Annotated in this window: 17 protein-coding genes; 5 read left to right on the forward strand and 12 right to left on the reverse strand. The window is 62.8% G+C overall.

What is annotated here, in order from left to right; translation table 11 throughout:
• Positions 1-41: 41 nt before the first annotated feature.
• The gene (gene katE, locus ABIB24_RS18380; RefSeq protein WP_137162714.1) at positions 42-2,177 is read right to left on the reverse strand and encodes a catalase HPII; all 2,136 of its coding nucleotides are present in this window, start codon (positions 2,175-2,177) and stop codon (positions 42-44) included.
• A gap of 226 nt (positions 2,178-2,403) precedes the next feature.
• Between katE and ABIB24_RS18385 the strand changes: the two genes are divergently transcribed.
• From ABIB24_RS18385 to ABIB24_RS18395, 3 genes are all read left to right on the forward strand, one after another.
• Positions 2,404-3,411 carry a methionine ABC transporter ATP-binding protein gene (locus ABIB24_RS18385; RefSeq protein WP_003256960.1) on the forward strand — a complete coding sequence of 336 codons (1,008 nt, stop codon included), beginning with the start codon at positions 2,404-2,406 and terminating at the stop codon, positions 3,409-3,411.
• On the forward strand, positions 3,411-4,082 hold the full coding sequence (locus tag ABIB24_RS18390; protein ID WP_013970307.1) for a methionine ABC transporter permease: 672 nt from the start codon (positions 3,411-3,413) through the stop codon (positions 4,080-4,082). The genes ABIB24_RS18385 and ABIB24_RS18390 overlap by 1 nt, the downstream gene beginning before the upstream one ends.
• Before the next feature lie 64 nt (positions 4,083-4,146).
• Positions 4,147-4,917: a MetQ/NlpA family ABC transporter substrate-binding protein gene (locus ABIB24_RS18395; protein ID WP_085588927.1), complete on the forward strand. Its 771-nt coding sequence runs from the start codon at positions 4,147-4,149 to the stop codon at positions 4,915-4,917.
• 123 nt (positions 4,918-5,040) lie between these two features.
• Here the strand turns inward: ABIB24_RS18395 and ABIB24_RS18400 are convergent, their stop codons facing one another.
• From ABIB24_RS18400 to ABIB24_RS18420, 5 genes are read right to left on the reverse strand one after another with little or no spacing between them, the layout of a single operon-like run.
• Positions 5,041-5,673: an SCO family protein gene (locus ABIB24_RS18400; protein ID WP_013970305.1), complete on the reverse strand. Its 633-nt coding sequence runs from the start codon at positions 5,671-5,673 to the stop codon at positions 5,041-5,043.
• A complete protein-coding gene (gene cyoE / locus ABIB24_RS18405; protein WP_025337214.1) occupies positions 5,670-6,563 on the reverse strand; it encodes a heme o synthase in 894 nt (297 codons plus the stop codon). Before cyoE ends, ABIB24_RS18400 begins: the two co-directional genes overlap by 4 nt.
• The gene (locus tag ABIB24_RS18410) at positions 6,548-7,627 is read right to left on the reverse strand and encodes a COX15/CtaA family protein (RefSeq protein WP_274119899.1); all 1,080 of its coding nucleotides are present in this window, start codon (positions 7,625-7,627) and stop codon (positions 6,548-6,550) included. Before ABIB24_RS18410 ends, cyoE begins: the two co-directional genes overlap by 16 nt.
• Before the next feature lie 9 nt (positions 7,628-7,636).
• Positions 7,637-8,218: a PA_0111/PP_0108 family redox-active disulfide protein gene (locus ABIB24_RS18415; protein ID WP_025337212.1), complete on the reverse strand. Its 582-nt coding sequence runs from the start codon at positions 8,216-8,218 to the stop codon at positions 7,637-7,639.
• On the reverse strand, positions 8,187-8,924 hold the full coding sequence (locus ABIB24_RS18420) for an SURF1 family protein (RefSeq protein ID WP_354316976.1): 738 nt from the start codon (positions 8,922-8,924) through the stop codon (positions 8,187-8,189). Before ABIB24_RS18420 ends, ABIB24_RS18415 begins: the two co-directional genes overlap by 32 nt.
• A gap of 63 nt (positions 8,925-8,987) precedes the next feature.
• Between ABIB24_RS18420 and ABIB24_RS18425 the strand changes: the two genes are divergently transcribed.
• The gene (locus ABIB24_RS18425; protein WP_025337210.1) at positions 8,988-9,191 is read left to right on the forward strand and encodes a twin transmembrane helix small protein; all 204 of its coding nucleotides are present in this window, start codon (positions 8,988-8,990) and stop codon (positions 9,189-9,191) included.
• Between the two features lie 172 nt (positions 9,192-9,363).
• Here the strand turns inward: ABIB24_RS18425 and ABIB24_RS18430 are convergent, their stop codons facing one another.
• The 4 genes from ABIB24_RS18430 to coxB are packed head-to-tail and all read right to left on the reverse strand — an operon-like array spanning position 9,364 to position 13,605.
• The gene (locus tag ABIB24_RS18430) at positions 9,364-10,251 is read right to left on the reverse strand and encodes a cytochrome c oxidase subunit 3 (protein WP_003258926.1); all 888 of its coding nucleotides are present in this window, start codon (positions 10,249-10,251) and stop codon (positions 9,364-9,366) included.
• A 16-nt stretch (positions 10,252-10,267) separates the two neighbouring features.
• Entirely contained in the window at positions 10,268-10,834 is a 567-nt protein-coding gene (locus tag ABIB24_RS18435) for a cytochrome c oxidase assembly protein (protein WP_015268464.1), read from the reverse strand.
• 10 nt (positions 10,835-10,844) lie between these two features.
• Positions 10,845-12,434: a cytochrome c oxidase subunit I gene (gene ctaD / locus ABIB24_RS18440; RefSeq protein ID WP_015268463.1), complete on the reverse strand. Its 1,590-nt coding sequence runs from the start codon at positions 12,432-12,434 to the stop codon at positions 10,845-10,847.
• A 43-nt stretch (positions 12,435-12,477) separates the two neighbouring features.
• On the reverse strand, positions 12,478-13,605 hold the full coding sequence (gene coxB, locus ABIB24_RS18445) for a cytochrome c oxidase subunit II (RefSeq protein WP_354316977.1): 1,128 nt from the start codon (positions 13,603-13,605) through the stop codon (positions 12,478-12,480).
• A 369-nt stretch (positions 13,606-13,974) separates the two neighbouring features.
• Here coxB and ABIB24_RS18450 point away from each other — a divergent pair, with 369 nt between their 5' ends.
• Positions 13,975-14,616 (forward strand): hypothetical protein, encoded by a 642-nt coding sequence (locus ABIB24_RS18450; RefSeq protein WP_137162711.1) that lies wholly within the window; start codon positions 13,975-13,977, stop codon positions 14,614-14,616.
• A gap of 135 nt (positions 14,617-14,751) precedes the next feature.
• Here ABIB24_RS18450 and ABIB24_RS18455 read toward each other — a convergent pair whose 3' ends face one another.
• Both ABIB24_RS18455 and ABIB24_RS18460 read right to left on the reverse strand, forming a co-directional pair.
• The gene (locus ABIB24_RS18455; RefSeq protein ID WP_354316978.1) at positions 14,752-16,290 is read right to left on the reverse strand and encodes a SulP family inorganic anion transporter; all 1,539 of its coding nucleotides are present in this window, start codon (positions 16,288-16,290) and stop codon (positions 14,752-14,754) included.
• Between the two features lie 191 nt (positions 16,291-16,481).
• Entirely contained in the window at positions 16,482-17,201 is a 720-nt protein-coding gene (locus ABIB24_RS18460) for a carbonic anhydrase (protein WP_013970295.1), read from the reverse strand.
• Between the last annotated feature and the right edge of the window lie 407 nt (positions 17,202-17,608).

Consider the following 17,608-nt stretch of genomic DNA (forward strand, 5'->3'; position numbering starts at 1 on the left):
TAGGAGCGGCCTTGTGTCGCGATGGGCTGCAAAGCAGCCCCTTAGGCAGGCACAGCCTCCGCAGCCGCCTCCCGCTCCCACACCCGATGCCCCTCTACCGCTTTGACGAAGGCATCCACGGTCTTCTGCTCATCTCCCAGCAGCAACCCCTTGTCTTCCTTCAGCCCCAAGCTGCCCAAAAGCTCTTTGGTCAACACCATCGCCTTCAGGTGCTTGTAGCCCTCCAGCAGAAAATGCTTGGCCAACCCGCTGGCCGCCAGCGCATCGGTCGAAGCCTTGCCACCCGGCACGACAATTCCGTCGAACATGATCGATGGCATCCCCTCCATGGAAGCATCCACCGGCAGTTGCTTGCCGTCCGCAGCCTTCACCGGTGCTGAGGTCGGCCCCAGGAGCAGTGGCCGGGCACTCTGTGCTTCCAGGGCCTTGACCAACTTGTCCACGCTGGCAGCGTCTACGCCATCTGCTACCAGCACGGCAATCTTGCGCCCCTTGATGCCAACCGAACCCGGGTGGTTCATCTGGCTCAGGGCAGGCGACTGCGCAAGCTGGCTTCCCTTCACTTGAACAGTGCCCGCGCTCGGAGCAGGCAAACCGAGGTTGGCAGCAACCGCAGCCGCCAGCTTCAGGTCGATATTGGCGAGAATCTCATTCACTTCCCGAGCACGGATCGTCTCCCGCTCCACCTTGCCCAGTTCAAAGCTGTAAGCCTTGATGATGTGCTGCTGCTCGGTCGGGCTCATGCTCTGGAAGAACAACCGCGCCTGCGAAAAATGGTCGCCGAACGAATCGCTGCGTTGGCGGATCTTGTGTGCGTCGATACGCTCCTGGTAGCTCTCGAAGCCGCCATCCTGCGGGGCTGGTGGCGTTTCCTTCGGCCAGCCACCGTCGATGGAATTGGGCTCGTAGGATGCGCGACCTTTGTGAACCACATGCTGATGCAAGGCGTCACGCTGGTTGTTGTGGTTAGGAGCGACGGGGCGGTTGACGGGGATCTGGTGGAAGTTGGGCCCGCCCAGGCGGCTAAGCTGCGTGTCGGTGTAGGAGAACAGCCGCCCCTGCAGCAAGGGGTCGTTGGTAAAGTCGATACCAGGCACGATATGACCCGGGCAGAACGCCACCTGCTCCACTTCAGCAAAGAAGTTGTCCGGGTTGCGATTCAGGATCATCTTGCCCAAAGGTGTAACCGGCACCAGTTCTTCCGGGATGATCTTGGTCGGGTCCAGCAGGTCGAAATCAAATTTGTGCTCGTCGGCTTCCGGCACAATCTGCACACCCAATTCCCATTCAGGGTAATCGCCCGTCTCGATAGACTCCCACAAGTCGCGACGCTGGAAATCAGCGTCCTTGCCTGCCAGCTTCTGCGCTTCGTCCCATAGCAAGGAGTGCACACCCTGGCGCGGCTTCCAGTGGAATTTGACGAAACTGGCTACGCCCTGGGCGTTGATCAGGCGGAAGGTATGCACCCCGAAACCTTCCATCATCCGCAAGCTGCGCGGGATAGCACGGTCCGACATCGCCCACATGACCATATGGGCCGACTCCGGTACCAGCGAGACGAAATCCCAAAAGGTGTCATGAGCCGAAGCGCCGGTCGGGATCTCGTTGTGCGGCTCTGGCTTTACGGCGTGGACGAAATCCGGGAATTTGATCGCATCCTGGATGAAAAACACCGGCATGTTGTTGCCCACCAGGTCGAAGTTGCCTTCATCGGTGTAGAACTTGACCGCAAAGCCCCTCACGTCACGCACGGTGTCGGCTGAGCCACGCGGGCCCTGTACCGTGGAAAATCGCACGAACACGGGCGTGATTTTCTCCGGGTCCTGCAGGAAGCCCGCCTTGGTCAGCTCTGCGTGGTTGCCATAGCTCTGGAAATAGCCATGTGCCCCCGTCCCTCGCGCATGCACGATGCGCTCAGGGATGCGTTCGTGGTCAAAGTGCGTGATCTTCTCGCGCATGATGAAATCTTCGAGAAGCGAGGGGCCTCGATCTCCGGCCTTCAGCGTGTTCTGGTTGTCAGCGATGCGCACCCCCTGGTTGGTGCGCAGCGCATGACCCGTCGCATCGCTACGGTCAGCCTCCAGGCTCTGTAACTTGGCGTTGGTGTTGGCCCGGTCCGGGGTCTGGGTGCCAGCGGCTTCGCTGTGCTTCGGCGCGTCCGTGTTCTTGCTGGGCATGGTCGGCTCTCCTCGTCAGTCTTCAGGCTTACCCGTTTCGGGCTTGTGCAAGTAGTGACCGGGAGGCTTTGCCGAGCGTTCAATCAGGATTACCGGTTGTCGCCATATGCCCGAAGGATTGGTGCATTACGAAATAAATGCTAAGAACAGCTATGGGAAAAGGCTAAAATGCGCGACCCCAGCCAACCGCTGACCCAAATTCCATGCGCCCCACAAGGTTCGCTACGTGATCGAGTTCCAACAGGTACACAAGACCTACCGCGTCGCCGGTAGGGAAATCCCCGCACTGAATCCGACCAGCCTGACCATCGAAGATGGCCAGGTGTTCGGCCTGATCGGCCATTCCGGCGCCGGCAAGAGCACCATGCTGCGCCTGATCAACCGCCTGGAAGAGCCTTCCGGCGGCAAGATCATCGTCGACGGCGAAGACGTTACCGCGTTCAACGCCAGCCAGCTGCGCGGTTTCCGCCAGCAGGTCGGGATGATTTTCCAGCACTTCAACCTGCTGGCCTCCAAGACCGTCGCCGACAACGTCGCCCTGCCACTGACCCTGGCCGGCGAGCTGTCGCGCAGCGAAATCGACAAGCGCGTGACCGAGCTGCTGGCCCGCGTCGGCCTTTCCGACCACGCCAGAAAGTACCCGGCGCAGCTGTCCGGTGGCCAGAAGCAGCGCGTCGGCATCGCCCGCGCCCTGTCCACCAACCCCAAGATCCTGCTGTGCGACGAGGCCACCAGCGCCCTCGACCCGCAAACCACCGCCTCGGTCCTGCAATTGCTGGCCGAAATCAACCGTGAGTTGAAGCTGACCATCGTGCTGATCACTCACGAAATGGACGTGATCCGCCGGGTCTGCGACCGCGTGGCAGTGATGGACGCCGGCCAGATCGTCGAGCAGGGCTCGGTGGCCGAGGTGTTCCTGCACCCGCAGCACCCCACCACCAAGCGCTTCGTCCAGGAAGACGAGCAGGTCGACGAAGGCGAGCAGCGGGACGACTTCGCCCATGTGCCGGGCCGTATCGTGCGCCTGACCTTCCAGGGCGACGCCACCTACGCGCCGCTGCTGGGCACCGTGGCCCGCGAAACCGGCGTGGACTACAGCATCCTCGCCGGGCGTATCGACCGCATCAAGGATGTCCCCTATGGCCAGCTCACCCTCGCCCTGATCGGCGGTGACATGGAAGCGGCGTTCGCCCGCTTCAAGGCAGCTGACGTACATATGGAGGTACTGCGTTGATGGACGCCCTGAATTTCTTTGCCAACGTCGACTGGGCCGAAATCTGGCTGGCCAGCGTCGACACCATGATCATGCTGTTCGGCTCGCTGTTCTTCACCGTGCTGCTCGGCCTGCCGCTGGGCGTGCTGCTGTTCCTGTGTGGGCCGAAACAGATGTTCGAGCAGAAGGGTGTGTATGCGCTGCTGTCGCTGATCGTCAACATCCTGCGCTCGCTGCCGTTCATCATCCTGCTGATCGTGATGATCCCGATCACCGTGCTGATCACCGGCACTTCGCTGGGCGTTGCCGGCGCCATTCCGCCGCTGGTGGTAGGTGCCACGCCGTTCTTCGCGCGCCTGGTGGAAACCGCCCTGCGTGAAGTGGACCGCGGCATCATCGAAGCCACCCAGTCGATGGGCGCCACCACCCGCCAGATCATCACCAGCGCACTGCTGCCGGAGGCCCGCCCGGGCATCTTCGCCGCCATTACCGTCACCGCCATCACCCTGGTGTCGTACACCGCCATGGCCGGTGTGGTCGGTGCCGGCGGCCTGGGCGACCTGGCTATCCGCTTCGGCTACCAGCGTTTCCAGACCGACGTGATGGTCGTCACCGTGGTGCTGTTGCTGGTACTGGTTCAAGTCCTGCAGAGCGTGGGCGACAAACTGGTCGTGCATTTTTCCCGTAAGTAACCCCAATGGGGTCGGCCCGGCCGACCCGTTCGGGGGCCGTCGCGGCCCTCACAAGGAGTGATCAATGAAGAAGCTGCTTGCTGTTGTCGCCGCTGTCGCGGCCTTCTCGGCCCACGCCGAGTCCCTGACCGTTGCTGCTACCCCGGTACCGCACGCCGAGATCCTCAACTTCGTCAAACCTGCACTGGCGAAAGAGGGCGTGGAGCTGAAGGTCAAGGAATTCACCGACTACATCCAGCCGAACGTGCAGGTGGCCGAAAAGCGCCTGGACGCCAACTTCTTCCAGCACCAGCCGTACCTGGATGAGTTCAACAAGGCCAAGGGCACCAACCTGGTGAGCGTTGCCGGCGTGCACATCGAACCGCTGGGCGTGTACTCGGCCAAGATCAAGAAGCTGGACGAGCTGTCCTCCGGCGCCACCGTGGTCATCCCCAACGACGCCACCAACGGCGGCCGCGCGCTGCTGCTGCTGGACAAGGCCGGCGTGATCAAGCTGAAGGACAACAAGAACATCCTGTCCACCGTGAAGGATGTTGCCGAGAACCCGAAAAGCCTGAAGTTCCGTGAGCTGGAAGCAGCCACCATCCCGCGCGTGCTGACCCAGGTCGATGCTGCCCTGATCAACACCAACTACGCGCTGGAAGCCAAGCTGAACCCGGAGAAAGACGCCCTGGTCATCGAAGGCAGCGACTCGCCTTACGTGAACATCCTGGTTGCCCGCCCGGACAACAAGGACTCGGACGCCATGAAAAAGCTGGCTGCTGCGCTGCACTCGCCTGAGGTGAAGCAGTTCATCAACGAGAAGTACAAAGGCGCTGTGGTTCCGGCGTTCTGATCCGAAATCCCCGGGGCCGCTTCGCGGCCCATTCGCGACGCAAGGCCGCTCCTACATGGGATCGCATTCCCCTGTAGGAGCGGCCTTGTGTCGCGATAGGCCTGCGCAGCAGGCCCAAAAATCTCAATCCCGCTTCACAAGCCCGGGCAACTGCGCCACCAGCTTCTGGTTGTTGAACGGCGCCCGAATGAACCCGCGCTGACGCCCATCCGGCCCCACAACCGCCAGGTTGCCGCTGTGATCCACGGTATACCCCGGCTTGCTGGTATCGGCCGGAATGAACGGAATGCTCAAGGCATTGGCCAGCTTCTGGGTATCCTCGATCGACCCCGCCACCCCGACGAAATCCTTGTCGAAATAACCCAGGTACTGCTTCAGCTGGTTCGGCGTGTCGCGGTTCGGGTCAACACTCACCAGCACCACCTGCAGCCGGTCGACGGCCTCCTTGGGCAGCTCGCTCTTCACCTGGCGCAGCTGGGCCAGGGTGGTCGGGCAGATGTCCGGGCAGTAGGTGTAGCCGAAGAACAGCAGCGACCATTTGCCCTTCAGGTCATCCAGTTGCACCGGCTGGCCGTCCTGGTTGGTCATGGTCACATCGGCCACGGTACGGCTCTGCGGCAGCAGGATGATGCCGGCATCGATCAGCTCGGTGGGGTTGGGCTGGTCGCGGCCATTGAGCACCTTGTTGACGGTCAGGCCCAGGATCAACGCGACCAGGGCAACGAGGATGAAGACGGTTTTCTGGGTTCGGGTCATAGGTTCAGCAACAGGTAGTGGTCGAGGAGCAACGCGATGAACAGCGCGAACAGGTAGCCGATAGAGTACTTGAAGGTGCCGATCGCTGCGTGCGGCCGGCTGCCACGGTACAACACCCAGGCCCATTGCAGGAAGCGCAGGCCCAGCACCAGGGCGCAGGCCAGGTACAGCGGGCCGCTCATGTGGATGGCGTACGGCAGCAGGCTTACCGCCAGCAATACCAGGGTGTACAGCAGGATATGCAGCTTGGTGTAGCGCTCGCCGTGGGTCACCGGCAGCATCGGGATATCGGCCTTGGCGTATTCCTCCTTGCGGTGGATGGCCAAGGCCCAGAAGTGTGGTGGGGTCCAGGCGAAGATGATCAGCACCAGCAACAGGGGCTCGGCGCTGACATGGCCGCTGACCGCCACCCAGCCCAGCAACGGCGGGGCGGCGCCAGCCAAGCCACCGATGACGATGTTCTGCGGCGTGGCGCGCTTGAGAAAGCCGGTGTAGAGCACCGCATAGCCGAGCAGGGAAGCCAGTGTCAGCCAGGCTGTGAGGGCGTTGGTGAACACCAGCAGCAGGGCCATGCCAAGTAGCGCCAGCGCCAGGGCGAACAGCAGCGCCGGCAGCGGCTCGACCCGGCCCTGGGCCAGCGGCCGCTTGTGGGTACGCGCCATCAGCGCGTCAATGCGCCGGTCCACCACATGGTTGACCACCGCCGCGCCGCCTGCACAAAAGCCGATGCCCAGGTTGCCGAACAGCAGCACGCTCCAGCTGACCCCCGCACGGGTGGCAAGGAACATACCCGCCAGCGAGGTGATCAGCATCAGCACCACCACCTTGGGCTTGGTCAGCTCCAGGTAATCACGCCAACTGGCCCTCTGTGTGCTCAGAAGCGTCGCCACGAATCATTCCTCATGTGGTGGGAAATGCCCACGCCAGCCACGGGCCGCAGGCGCCAGCCATGGCCGACACCCACGCGAACCTTGTCGACCACACGGATGCGGTAGTTCACCAGCACCATGCTCAGCAGCAACAGCGCCCCACCAGCGTTGTGCGCCACGGCTACGGCCAGCGGCAGGTGCAGCAGCACATTGCTGATGCCCAGGCCGACTTGCACCACCAGCGCCAGCAGCACCAGCCGCGCCAGGCCAGGGAGGCCGCAGCGGTGCAGCTTCCAGCTGAGCATCAGCAGCACGCAGGTCACCAGCAATGCGCCCAGGCGGTGGCTGATGTGAATGGCCGTGCGCGCATCACTGTCCAGCTGCCCGCCCAGGTAATTGGGCCCGACGTGCTGGGTCAGGTGGAACCCGTTGCTGAAGTCCGCCGCCGGCCACCACTGGCCGTGGCAGGTGGGCAGGTCGATGCAGGCGACGGCCGCGTAGTTGGCACTGACCCAGCCGCCCAGGGAGATCTGGCCGATCACCACCAGCAAGGCCAGCGCGGCGATCCGGCGCAGGCTCAATGGCAGCTTTGGCAAGGGCGCAAAGGCCCGCGACAGACGCAGGGACAACAGGAACAACAAACTCAGGGTAGTGAAGCCGCCGAGTAGATGCGCGGTGACCACCTGCGGCCACAGCTTGAGGGTGACCGTCCACATGCCGAAGGCTGCCTGGGCCAGCACCACGCCCAGCAGCAGCAAGGGCAGGCGGTAAGGCTGGCCATCGCGGGCATGCCGGCGCAGCGCCTGCAAGGCGAGCAGGGCGATCACCATCGCCAGGGTGCCGGCGAAGTAGCGGTGGACCATCTCGGCCCAGCCCTTGGCGGCTTCCACCGGGTGTTCGGGGAAATGCAGCTCGGCATGAGCCAGCTGCGCTTCGCTCTTGGGCACGCTGATGAAGCCGTAGCAACCCGGCCAGTCCGGGCAGCCGAGGCCGGCGTGGGTCAGGCGGGTATAGGCACCGAGCAGGACGACCAGCAGTGCCAGCAAGGTGGCGAACACAGCAAGGCGGAATCCGGGTCTGGCCATGGCAGGCTCCTAGCCGATGTTGGACAGCTTGAGCAGGTGGCGCAGGTCGTCCAGCACATGCTTGCCGTTGACCTTGGCGTCGTAGCGCAGCACCAGATTGCCGTGTGGGTCAACGATCCACAGCTGCGGGCCGGCCTCGCCGACCTTTTGCAGGTAGCGTTGCGCATCCAGCGGGTAACGCTGCAACTGTGGGTATTCGCGGCCGAGCAACGCCTGGTAATCGGCACTTGCCGGCTGGGCGGCCGCCAGGGCATGGCTGGCACGGCTGGCATCACGGCCCAGGCCGACCTGGATCTGCCGGGCCAGGTACACCAGCCGCTGACAATCCTCGGCACAAGCTGTGGGTGTGCTCACCAGCAGCTGCCAGCGCTCGTCCTGGCCCGCCACGCCGATATCGGAAAGGCTCTCACCGTTGCCGATCATCACGCCGTGGTAGCTGCGGCCGTCCGGCACCCAGAACTTGAGCTTGTACATGCTGGTGGCCAGAACCATCGGCCCGAGCACGACCAACAGAATCAACAGCAGCTGCAAACGCCCGCGGGCTCTGGGTTTGCTACGTTCAGGCACTTCCAGTGGAGTGGCGGTGGCCATGGCGTTTCTCCTTGTTGTGGTGCCAGCCGAAGTAGAGGTAGAGCAGTACCAAAGTGGTTGCCAGGGCAAACCACTGCACGGCGTAACCCAGGTGTTTTTCCGGCCCCATGGCAACGACCGGCCAGTCCAGGCGATAGGTCGCCGGGCCGGGTTCCAGGCGCAGCTCATGGGCGAAGCCTTCGCGATCGAGCTGTTGCCATAGCTGCGCGGCATCCACGGCAGTCAGCAGGTGCGGCCACTGGCCGCCTGCAGGGTCGGGATGCAGCTGGAACGTGCTGCCAGGCGCGACATACACCGAAGCGTCCAGCGCCAACGCCTGGGCAGGGGTATCGAAATGCACCGGCACGCGGCGGTCCGGCCAAGGCAGCCAGCCGCGGTTGACCAGCAGCCACACGCCGCTGGCCTGATCATGGAAGGGTTGCAGAAGTTCGACACCGGCCCGGCCATCACGCATGCGGTTGTCCAGCAGCAGGCTGTGCTCGACGTCGAAGCGGCCATAGAGATGCACGCGGCGGAAGGCATTGTCCTGGTTCGCTGTCAGCTGGGCCGTGGCCACTGGCGCTTCGACCCGCCGCTCGGCATAGGCCGCCAGCAGCACGCGCTTTTCCTCGGCACGGCCGAGTTGCCAGCAGCCAAGCGCGATCAGCCCCGGCAGCAGCGCAAGCACCACCAGGGTTGGTACCCAGCCCGGACGAAACGGCCTCATCGGAGCCTCGTCGGGCCGATCGCTATACTTATCCACATCACCGCATCCCCCCGGAGTATCGCCATGCTCAAGGCCGCGATTGTCCTGATGCTGTTGGCCACGATTGCCAGCCTGTTCAGCGGCCTGGTGTTTCTGGTCAAGGACGATGAAAGCTCGACCCGTTTACTGAAAGCGCTGACCGTACGGGTGACCCTGGCGGCGCTGACCATCGGCCTTGTCGCCTGGGGCTTCATTAGTGGTCAGCTCGTATCTCACGCCCCCTTCTGATACCTGAACCTTGCGCGTTTCCTTGTAGGAGCGGCCTTGCGTCGCGATGGGCCGCAAAGCGGCCCCAAAACCTGCAACCTGATTCACCTGGCAGAGCGCCTTGGCTGCTTTGGGGCCGCTACGCGCCCCATCGCGACACAAGGCCGCTCCTACAAGGGTTCGCAGTCGGCTGTCAGAGTACGTAGACAAAGATGAACAACCCCACCCACACCACATCGACGAAGTGCCAGTACCAACTGGCCGCCTCGAAACCAAAGTGTTTCTCCGGGTTGAAATGCCCGCGCAAGATGCGCACGAACATCACGATCAGGATGATCGTGCCCAGGGTCACGTGGGCGCCGTGGAAGCCGGTGAGCATGAAGAACGTCGCGCCGTAGATACCCGACCCCAGCGTCAGCCCCAGCTTGGTATAGGCCTCGTGGTACTCGTAGGCCTGCAACGCGATGAAGCTGGCGCCCAGGACGATGGTCAGCGCCATCCAGAATTTCAGCGGGCCACGGTGGCCGCGACGCAGGGCATGGTGGGCGATGGTGATGGTCACGCTGGAGCTGACCAGCAAGATGGTGTTGATCAGCGGCAGGTGCCACGGGTCGATCACTTCCTTGGGCGGCGGGAACAGTTTCGGGTCGGGCGTGTGCAGCAGCGGCCAGGTGAATTCGAAGGTCGGCCACAACATGTGCGCAACACCCTTGGCCCCTTCACCGCCCAGCCACGGCCCGGCCAGCACGCGCACGTAGAACAGCGCACCGAAGAAGGCCAGGAAGAACATCACCTCGGAGAAAATGAACCAGCTCATGCCCCAGCGGAACGAGCGGTCCAGTTGCGGGCTGTACAGCCCCGCGCGGCTCTCCCGCACCACCGAACCGAACCAGCCGAACAGCATGTAGGCCAGGAACAACGCGCCGATGAAGAAGATCAGCGGCCCGTGCGACTCGGGGTGGCCGGCCTTCATGTCGTTGAACCAGGTACCCAGGCCGAACACCGTGATGAACATGCCGATGGTGGCGATGATCGGCCACTTGCTCTGCGCCGGAACGTAGTAGTGCTCATGACTTGCCATTGCTGTTCTCCTTCCCTTAACGGGCGCCCTGGACGTCCTGGGCCGCGACATGCGCGACCGGCGGGTGGCGAGCGGTGATGTCGAACAAGGTGTAGGCCAGTGTCAGGTGCTTCACGCTGGCCGGCAGGTCGCGGTCGACGATGAAGCGCACCGGCATCTCGATGCGTTCGCCGGGCTGCAGCACCTGCTGGGTGAAGCAGAAGCACTCGGTCTTGTGGAAGTACGCCGCAGCCTCGGCCGGGGTGATGCTGGGGATGGCTTGCGCACTCATCGGCCGATCGGTCGGGTTGTGGGCGATGAAGATCATCTGGTTCACCGCACCCGGGTTGACCTCCAACTGGTCGGCGGTGGAGTAGAAGTCCCAGACCATGTCGCTGGCATTGGTCGACATGAACTGCACCCGCACCGAACGCGTCGGGTCGCTGACCTGGCTGCCTTCGTACTGCCCTCCGGTCTTGCCGTTGATGCCGAAGGCTTTGCACATCACGTCATAGATAGGCACCAGGGCGAAGCCGAAGGCGAACATCACCACCGTCAGCATCAACAGGCGCAACACCAGACGTTTCAGCGAAAGGCCGTTCATGGCACGGTTCCTATTTCACTTCCGGTGGCGTCTGGAAGGTGTGGTAGGGCGCAGGCGAAGGGATCGACCACTCCAAGCCCTCGGCGCCATCCCATGGCTTGGCCGGTGCCGGCGCGCCGCCGCGGATGCACTTGATGACGATGAACAGGAAGAAGATCTGCGTGGCGCCGAACATGAACGCGCCGATCGACGACACCATGTTGAAGTCGGCGAACTGCAGGTTGTAGTCGGGGATCCGCCGTGGCATGCCGGCCAGCCCCACGAAATGCATGGGGAAGAAGGCCATGTTCATGCCGACGAACGATAGCCAGAAGTGCAGCTTGCCGAGGGTTTCGTCGTACATGTGGCCGGTCCATTTCGGCAGCCAGTAGTAGGCCGAGGCGAAGATGCCGAAGATCGCCCCAGGCACCAGCACATAGTGGAAGTGCGCCACCACGAAGTAGGTGTCGTGGTACTGGAAGTCCGCCGGGGCGATGGCGAGCATCAGCCCGCTGAAACCGCCGATGGTGAACAGGATGACGAAGGCGATGGCGAACAGCATCGGCGTTTCGAAGGTCAACGAGCCTTCCCACATGGTGCTGACCCAGTTGAACACCTTCACCCCGGTAGGCACGGCGATCAGCATGGTGGCGTACATGAAGAACAGCTCGCCGACCACGGGAATACCGACCACGAACATGTGGTGGGCCCAGACGATGAACGACAGGAAGGCGATGGCGCCGGTGGCGTACACCATCGAGGTGTAGCCGAACAGCGGCTTGCGCGAGAACGCCGGGATGATCGAGCTGACCGCGCCGAAGGCCGGCAGGATCATGATGTACACCTCAGGGTGGCCGAAGAACCAGAACACGTGCTGGAACAGCACCGGGTCACCACCGCCGGCGGCACTGAAGAAGCTGGTACCGAAGTGGATGTCCATCAGCATCATGGTCACGACGCCGGCCAGCACCGGCATCACCGCAATCAGCAGGAATGCGGTAATCAGCCAGGTCCAGACGAACAGTGGCATCTTCATCAGGGTCATGCCCGGGGCGCGCAGGTTGAGGATGGTGGCGATCACGTTGATCGCGCCCATGATCGAGCTGATGCCCATCAGGTGGATGGCAAAGATGAAGAAGGTGACGCTGGCCGGCGCGTAGGTGGTGGACAGTGGGGCGTAGAAGGTCCAGCCGAAGTTGGGCCCGCCGCCCGGGCTGAACAGGGTCGAGACCAGCAGCAGGAAAGCCGCCGGCAGCAGCCAGAAGCTGAAGTTGTTCATCCGCGGCAGGGCCATGTCGGGCGCGCCGATCATCAGCGGGATCATCCAGTTGGCCAGGCCGACGAAGGCCGGCATCACCGCACCGAACACCATGATCAGGCCGTGCATGGTGGTCATCTGGTTGAAGAACTCCGGCTGGACGATCTGCAGGCCGGGCTGGAACAGCTCGGCGCGGATCACCATGGCGAACGAGCCGCCGAGCAGGAACATGATGAAGCTGAACCACAGGTACATCGTGCCGATGTCCTTGTGGTTGGTGGTCAGCACCCAGCGCATCAGGCCCTTGGCCGGGCCGTGCGCATGGTCATGGCCGTGGGCGTGGTCGTCGATCACTGCACTCATGTCCTGTCTCCTGCAATCCATTGATTGCCGCGAGTAACCCGGTTCATTGCGCTTCTGCCTGCTTCAGCGCCAGCACGTCCTTCGGCGTGACCATGTCACCCTTGTTGTTGCCCCAGGCGTTGCGCTCGTAGGTGACCACGGCGGCGATGTCGACTTCCGAGAGCTGCTTGCCGAACGCGGCCATGGCAGTGCCGGGCTTGCCGTGGAAGACGATGCCCAGGTGGGCTTCCTTCGGCCCGGTGGCGATCTCCGAGCCCTTGAGCGCCGGGAACATCGGCGGCAGGCCCTGGCCTTCGGCCTGGTGACAGGCCACGCAGGTGGTGTGGTAGACCTTGTCACCACGTTCCACCAGCTCCTCCAGGGTCCATTCCTTGCTGGTCAGCTCCTTGAGCTTGGCAGCTTCGGCCTTGCGCTCGCCCAGCCAGGTGTCGTAGTCGGCCTTGGACTTGACCTCGACCACCACCGGCATGAAGCCGTGGTCCTTGCCGCACAGCTCGGTGCACTGGCCGCGGTAGATGCCGGGCTTCTCGATACGGGTCCAGGCTTCGTTGACGAAGCCGGGGATGGCATCACGCTTGACCGCGAAGGCCGGCACCCACCAGGAGTGGATGACGTCGGCAGCAGTCACCAGGAAACGCACCTTGGCGCCCACCGGCAGCACCAGCGGCTGGTCGACTTCGAGCAGGTAGTGCTCGTCCTTGGGTGCCTTGTTGTGGATCTGCTCAGTGGGGGTGGCCAGGTTGCTGAAGAACTCCACGTCCTGGCCCAGGTATTTGTAGTGCCACTTCCACTGGTAGCCGGTAACCTGGATATCGATGTCCGACTCGCTGGCATCGTAGATGTCGATCAGGGTCTTGGTGGCCGGGATGGCCATGGCCACCAGGATCAGGAAGGGGACCACGGTCCAGAGGATTTCCACCCAGGTGTGCTCGTGGAAATGCGCAGCCTGCTGGCCGGTGGAACGGCGGTGGATGACCATGGACCAGAACATCGCGCCAAAGACAACGATGCCGATGATCACGCAGATCCAGAAGATGGTCATGTGCAGGTCGAAGACGGCGTTGGAGACTTCCGTCGCCCCTGGGTGCATGTTCACGGTCCAGGCGGCGTTCGCCTGACCAAAAACCGACCACAACAGGAGGCCCATCCAGACATGTGGATGTCGCATCATTGCGGGTTCCCCTTCTCGTTCTTGTAGTCCCGGAGGCGTGGCCTGCGGCAAGAGGGAACGGTGGTCAAGACTGCCTGGCTTCGACGACCGAGCCCCTGCTAAAAGCAGTTGGGCCTCATCAACGAATCACGTTCACCGGGAGTATAGACAGCGACCAACGGCACGCAACGAAGGCCGTGAAATGAACTTCATGAAAGGGCCGAACGCCCCGAAAACCGCGCGCTTGATAGGGTATGGCGCAATAATGGCATTTCGATATGCCTGAGCATGCACACGTTTGCGCGACTTATAACAAATACGTCTTAGGTATTCTGTATACCGAGCTAATTTAGTGTCTTCCGTTTGAAACGTAATGTCCCTGGAGTTGTCATGAACATCGCTGCTGTACGCGAGCAGGTAAGCCAAGCCCATCAACACGAAGGCCAGACCGGCCAACTGAAAAAGCGTCTCGAGCTGCAACTGCCCCACCTGCACCCCTCGATCCAACTGCCTGAGCAGGACGCCCAGGGTACTTTGGCGCGCTTCGTCAGCGCCTACATCGAACAGGTTCCGGAACTGCTGGAGGCGGCCCATGAGGTCGCCCGCGAGGCCGGGATCGAATCGCAGATCAAACCTGTACTGAAAATCGCCGAAGCCTATTTCCTGCAGCCGCCTAGCGTAATGCAAGGGCATGTGGGCCTGGACTGCCTGCTGGATGAGGCCTACCTGGCGCACCGCCTGGTGGAAGAGGTAAACGACCTGTACATCCGTCACTTCCAGCAGCCGCTGATCCCGGTCGACACCACCGTCGCCAACCTGATTGCCCACCATTTGATTGGCGAGACGTTTGCCAACCAGCTGGACGAAGTGGTGCACCACTCGGTGGACGAAATGTTGGATGATGAAAGCTTCGCGGTGGAATCGGTGGAAGCCTACCGCGAGAAATTGAGCAGCCCGGAAACAGGCGCGGCGTGGAAGCGCTGGCCGTGCCTGTCACGGCAGCTGGGGGTGGAGCTGGGCCAGCCGGCCTGATCGATTGGTATAAGCTGTTCCGGCCTCTTCGCGGGTAAACCCGCTCCCACAGGTACTGCACACGCTATGAACCCTGTGCCAGTACCTGTGGGAGCGGGTTTACCCGCGAGAGGCCAGTTCAGGCGATACAGACTTTCAGCTTCGGGCCCCAACCCCCGCCGTAGTCCGCATCCGCCCCTCGATCCGCCGCTTCAAGCGCCGCTGCTCGATCAGCAACCGCGACCCATTGGCCGAATTACTGCGGCCCCAATCTTCAAGCAGCTCAAGGCACGAGTGGTCGATATAGCTCAGGTTACCCAGCGGCACATGCAGCGTGGTCCCCGCCGGCACGCTATCCAGCACCTGGGTCAGCGCCGGCACCTTGAGGAAGGTGGCCGCGCCACTAAGCCGCAATTCCATGTGCCCAGCCTTCTCCAGGCTGACCAGGTTGATCTTCAACCGCGCCGCCTTCAGTGCCAGCTTCAGCAAGGTCAGGGCAAAGCCCAGCAATACGCCAGTCAGCAGATCGGTAAAGATGATCGCCAGCGCCGTCGCCGCGTAGGTGAACATCGGCATGCGGCCATAGCGGCCCAACCCACGAAACGCCTTGAAATCCACCAGCTTGACCCCGGTAAACACCAGCACACCCGCCAGGCTAGCCACCGGGATCTGCTGCAGCACACTGCTCAGCGCCACCACGAACGCCAGCAGCCACAGGCCATGGAAGATCGCCGAAGCCCGGGTCTGCGCACCCGCCTGCACATTGGCCGAGCTACGCACGATCACCCCGGTCATCGGCAACGCACCGAGCACCCCGCACAGCATGTTACCGATGCCTTGGGCCGACAGCTCACGGTCGAAGTCCGAACGCTGGCCGCTGTGCATGCGGTCAACCGCAGCAGCCGACAACAAGGTTTCGGCGCTGGCGATGAAGGCCAGGGCAAAAGCGGCGACCAACAGGGTAGGGTCGGCCAGTTGCATCAAGTCACCAGGGCGGATCCAGTCGATGGCCTCGGACAGGTCGGCCGGCACCTGTACGCGGTTCACCGGCAAGGCCAGCCACATGCTGATGGCCGTCATGGCCGACACGCCCAACAGGGCACCCGGGACAAAGCGCAGCCGCTGCGGCCGCAGGCGCTCCCAGCCCCACATGATGGCGATGGTGCCCAGGCCCAGCGCACCGGCCATCCAACCGGAGCCGGCGCTTTCCTGTGGCAGGGCCGCGGCCACGGTCGCCGGGAACTCCAGCAGGTTCTGCATGCCGGATGGTTGCGGCGCGGTATCGAACATCACATGCACCTGCGACAGCACGATCAGCACGCCAATCCCTGCCAGCATGCCGTACACCACCGCCGGCGCGGTAACCCGGAACCAACAGCCCAGGCGCAGGCGCCCGGCCAGCAACTGCAGCAAGCCGGCCAGCAGCAGGATCGGCCCGAGCATGGCCATGCCATGCTGGCGTACCAGCTCGAACACCAATACCGCCAGGCCGGCGGCCGGGCCACTGACCTGCAGCGGCGAACCGGCAAGGAAACCTACGACAATGCCGCCGATAATGCCGGTAATCAGGCCTTTGGCCGGCGGCATGCCCGAAGCGATCGCAATGCCCATGCACAACGGCAAGGCCACCAGGAAGACCACCACCGACGCCAGCAACTCACGCGGCAGGGCCGCTTTCAACTGTGTAATGTTCACCGTGTTTCTCCTTTCTCTGTCACACAGCCATTCCGCTGGCCGTGGGCACGTTTGCCCCTGACGAGCGCGCAGGCGCGGGCCGCCAGCGGGCGTGCCGGCAGGCAGTCAGGGAATTCAAGGCAGCCGAAGGCCGAGCCACACCCCTGCAGGGTGCAGCCGGCTATCAAGGTTCAAGCGGGTGGATGGGTCGCTTAGTAGCGGCCTCTCGGAGTAGCGCAGGGGACCGGCTCGCCAGCAGCCAGGGGCAGGAAGGTATCGCTGGCGGCGTCGTAGGCTTCGATCTTGCTGGTCTCGATGTCGTAGACCCAGCCATGGATGTACAGCTCACCGGCTGCCAGGCGCGAAGCCACCGAAGGGTGGGTGCGCAGGTGATGCAGCTGGGCGATGACGTTTTCCTTGGTCAGCACTTGCATGGTTTCGTGTTCGCTGCCGCACGAGCAGTTGTTCTCGACCACGGTGCGGGCCACTTCGGCGTGGCGCAACCAGGCGGACACGGTCGGCATCTTGGTCAGCGATTGCGGGTTGAGCACGGCACGCATGGCGCCGCAGTCGGAGTGGCCGCAGACGATGATGTGATGCACTTTCAACGCCAGCACGGCGTACTCGATGGCGCTGGAAACGCCGCCGTTCATCTGGCCATAAGGCGGTACCACGTTACCGACGTTACGGGTCACGAACAGGTCGCCAGGCGAACTCTGGGTGATCAGCTCGGGAACGATGCGCGAGTCGGCGCAGGTGATGAACATGGCACGCGGGGTTTGCGCGGTGGCAAGCTTCTTGAACAGCTCTTGCTGCTCAGGGAAAACGTCATGGTGAAAACGCAGGAAGCCGTCGACGATGTGCTTCAGGGCGGCATCGGCGCTCTCCGCGGGGACCTGCGGTACGACCTTGGATGGGTCCTTGACGGGCATGATTCATCCTCTTGACGGTGTGTAGGTAAATCCATTTTACCGGTGAAAGATTCTGGCTATGCAGGGATTTAGATGACACGCACGGGCCATAGATCACAGTCGGTGAAGACTGATTTCCTACGCTAGCGGGGAAAACTTAACTGAAACTTAATTCGAAGGCTCTAGAACGGGTGTTCCAGATAGGAAAGGCGAGTATTGGATAATAGCAAAAAAACATCAACTGCCAAGAGCCATTACTGCAATTATCAACTTTAATTAGTTGCATTGAGGGCTGGCAATGCGCCACATGCAGACACCCGGAACCTGCGCAGAACCTGTGGGAGCGGGCGTGCCCGCGAAGGAGGCAACTCGGTACATGGCACCGGCTGCGCCGGTGTTCGCGGGCGCGCCCGCTCCCACAAAGGCCG

The organism is Pseudomonas sp. UYEF17, from assembly GCF_040546125.1.
GTDB classification, from domain to species: Bacteria; Pseudomonadota; Gammaproteobacteria; order Pseudomonadales; family Pseudomonadaceae; genus Aquipseudomonas; species Aquipseudomonas putida_Z.

What these genes read in the sequence shown, in the direction of transcription:
- katE (WP_137162714.1), bottom strand. Translation starts at nt 2,177, where the DNA reads ATGCCCAGCAAGAACACGGACGCGCCGAAGCACAGCGAAGCCGCTGGC.
- ABIB24_RS18390 (WP_013970307.1), top strand. Translation starts at nt 3,411, where the DNA reads ATGGACGCCCTGAATTTCTTTGCCAACGTCGACTGGGCCGAAATCTGG.
- ABIB24_RS18395 (WP_085588927.1), top strand. Translation starts at nt 4,147, where the DNA reads ATGAAGAAGCTGCTTGCTGTTGTCGCCGCTGTCGCGGCCTTCTCGGCC.
- ABIB24_RS18400 (WP_013970305.1), bottom strand. Translation starts at nt 5,673, where the DNA reads ATGACCCGAACCCAGAAAACCGTCTTCATCCTCGTTGCCCTGGTCGCG.
- ABIB24_RS18410 (WP_274119899.1), bottom strand. Translation starts at nt 7,627, where the DNA reads ATGGCCAGACCCGGATTCCGCCTTGCTGTGTTCGCCACCTTGCTGGCA.
- ABIB24_RS18415 (WP_025337212.1), bottom strand. Translation starts at nt 8,218, where the DNA reads ATGGCCACCGCCACTCCACTGGAAGTGCCTGAACGTAGCAAACCCAGA.
- ABIB24_RS18420 (WP_354316976.1), bottom strand. Translation starts at nt 8,924, where the DNA reads ATGAGGCCGTTTCGTCCGGGCTGGGTACCAACCCTGGTGGTGCTTGCG.
- ABIB24_RS18425 (WP_025337210.1), top strand. Translation starts at nt 8,988, where the DNA reads ATGCTCAAGGCCGCGATTGTCCTGATGCTGTTGGCCACGATTGCCAGC.
- ABIB24_RS18430 (WP_003258926.1), bottom strand. Translation starts at nt 10,251, where the DNA reads ATGGCAAGTCATGAGCACTACTACGTTCCGGCGCAGAGCAAGTGGCCG.
- ABIB24_RS18435 (WP_015268464.1), bottom strand. Translation starts at nt 10,834, where the DNA reads ATGAACGGCCTTTCGCTGAAACGTCTGGTGTTGCGCCTGTTGATGCTG.
- ctaD (WP_015268463.1), bottom strand. Translation starts at nt 12,434, where the DNA reads ATGAGTGCAGTGATCGACGACCACGCCCACGGCCATGACCATGCGCAC.
- coxB (WP_354316977.1), bottom strand. Translation starts at nt 13,605, where the DNA reads ATGATGCGACATCCACATGTCTGGATGGGCCTCCTGTTGTGGTCGGTT.
- ABIB24_RS18450 (WP_137162711.1), top strand. Translation starts at nt 13,975, where the DNA reads ATGAACATCGCTGCTGTACGCGAGCAGGTAAGCCAAGCCCATCAACAC.
- ABIB24_RS18460 (WP_013970295.1), bottom strand. Translation starts at nt 17,201, where the DNA reads ATGCCCGTCAAGGACCCATCCAAGGTCGTACCGCAGGTCCCCGCGGAG.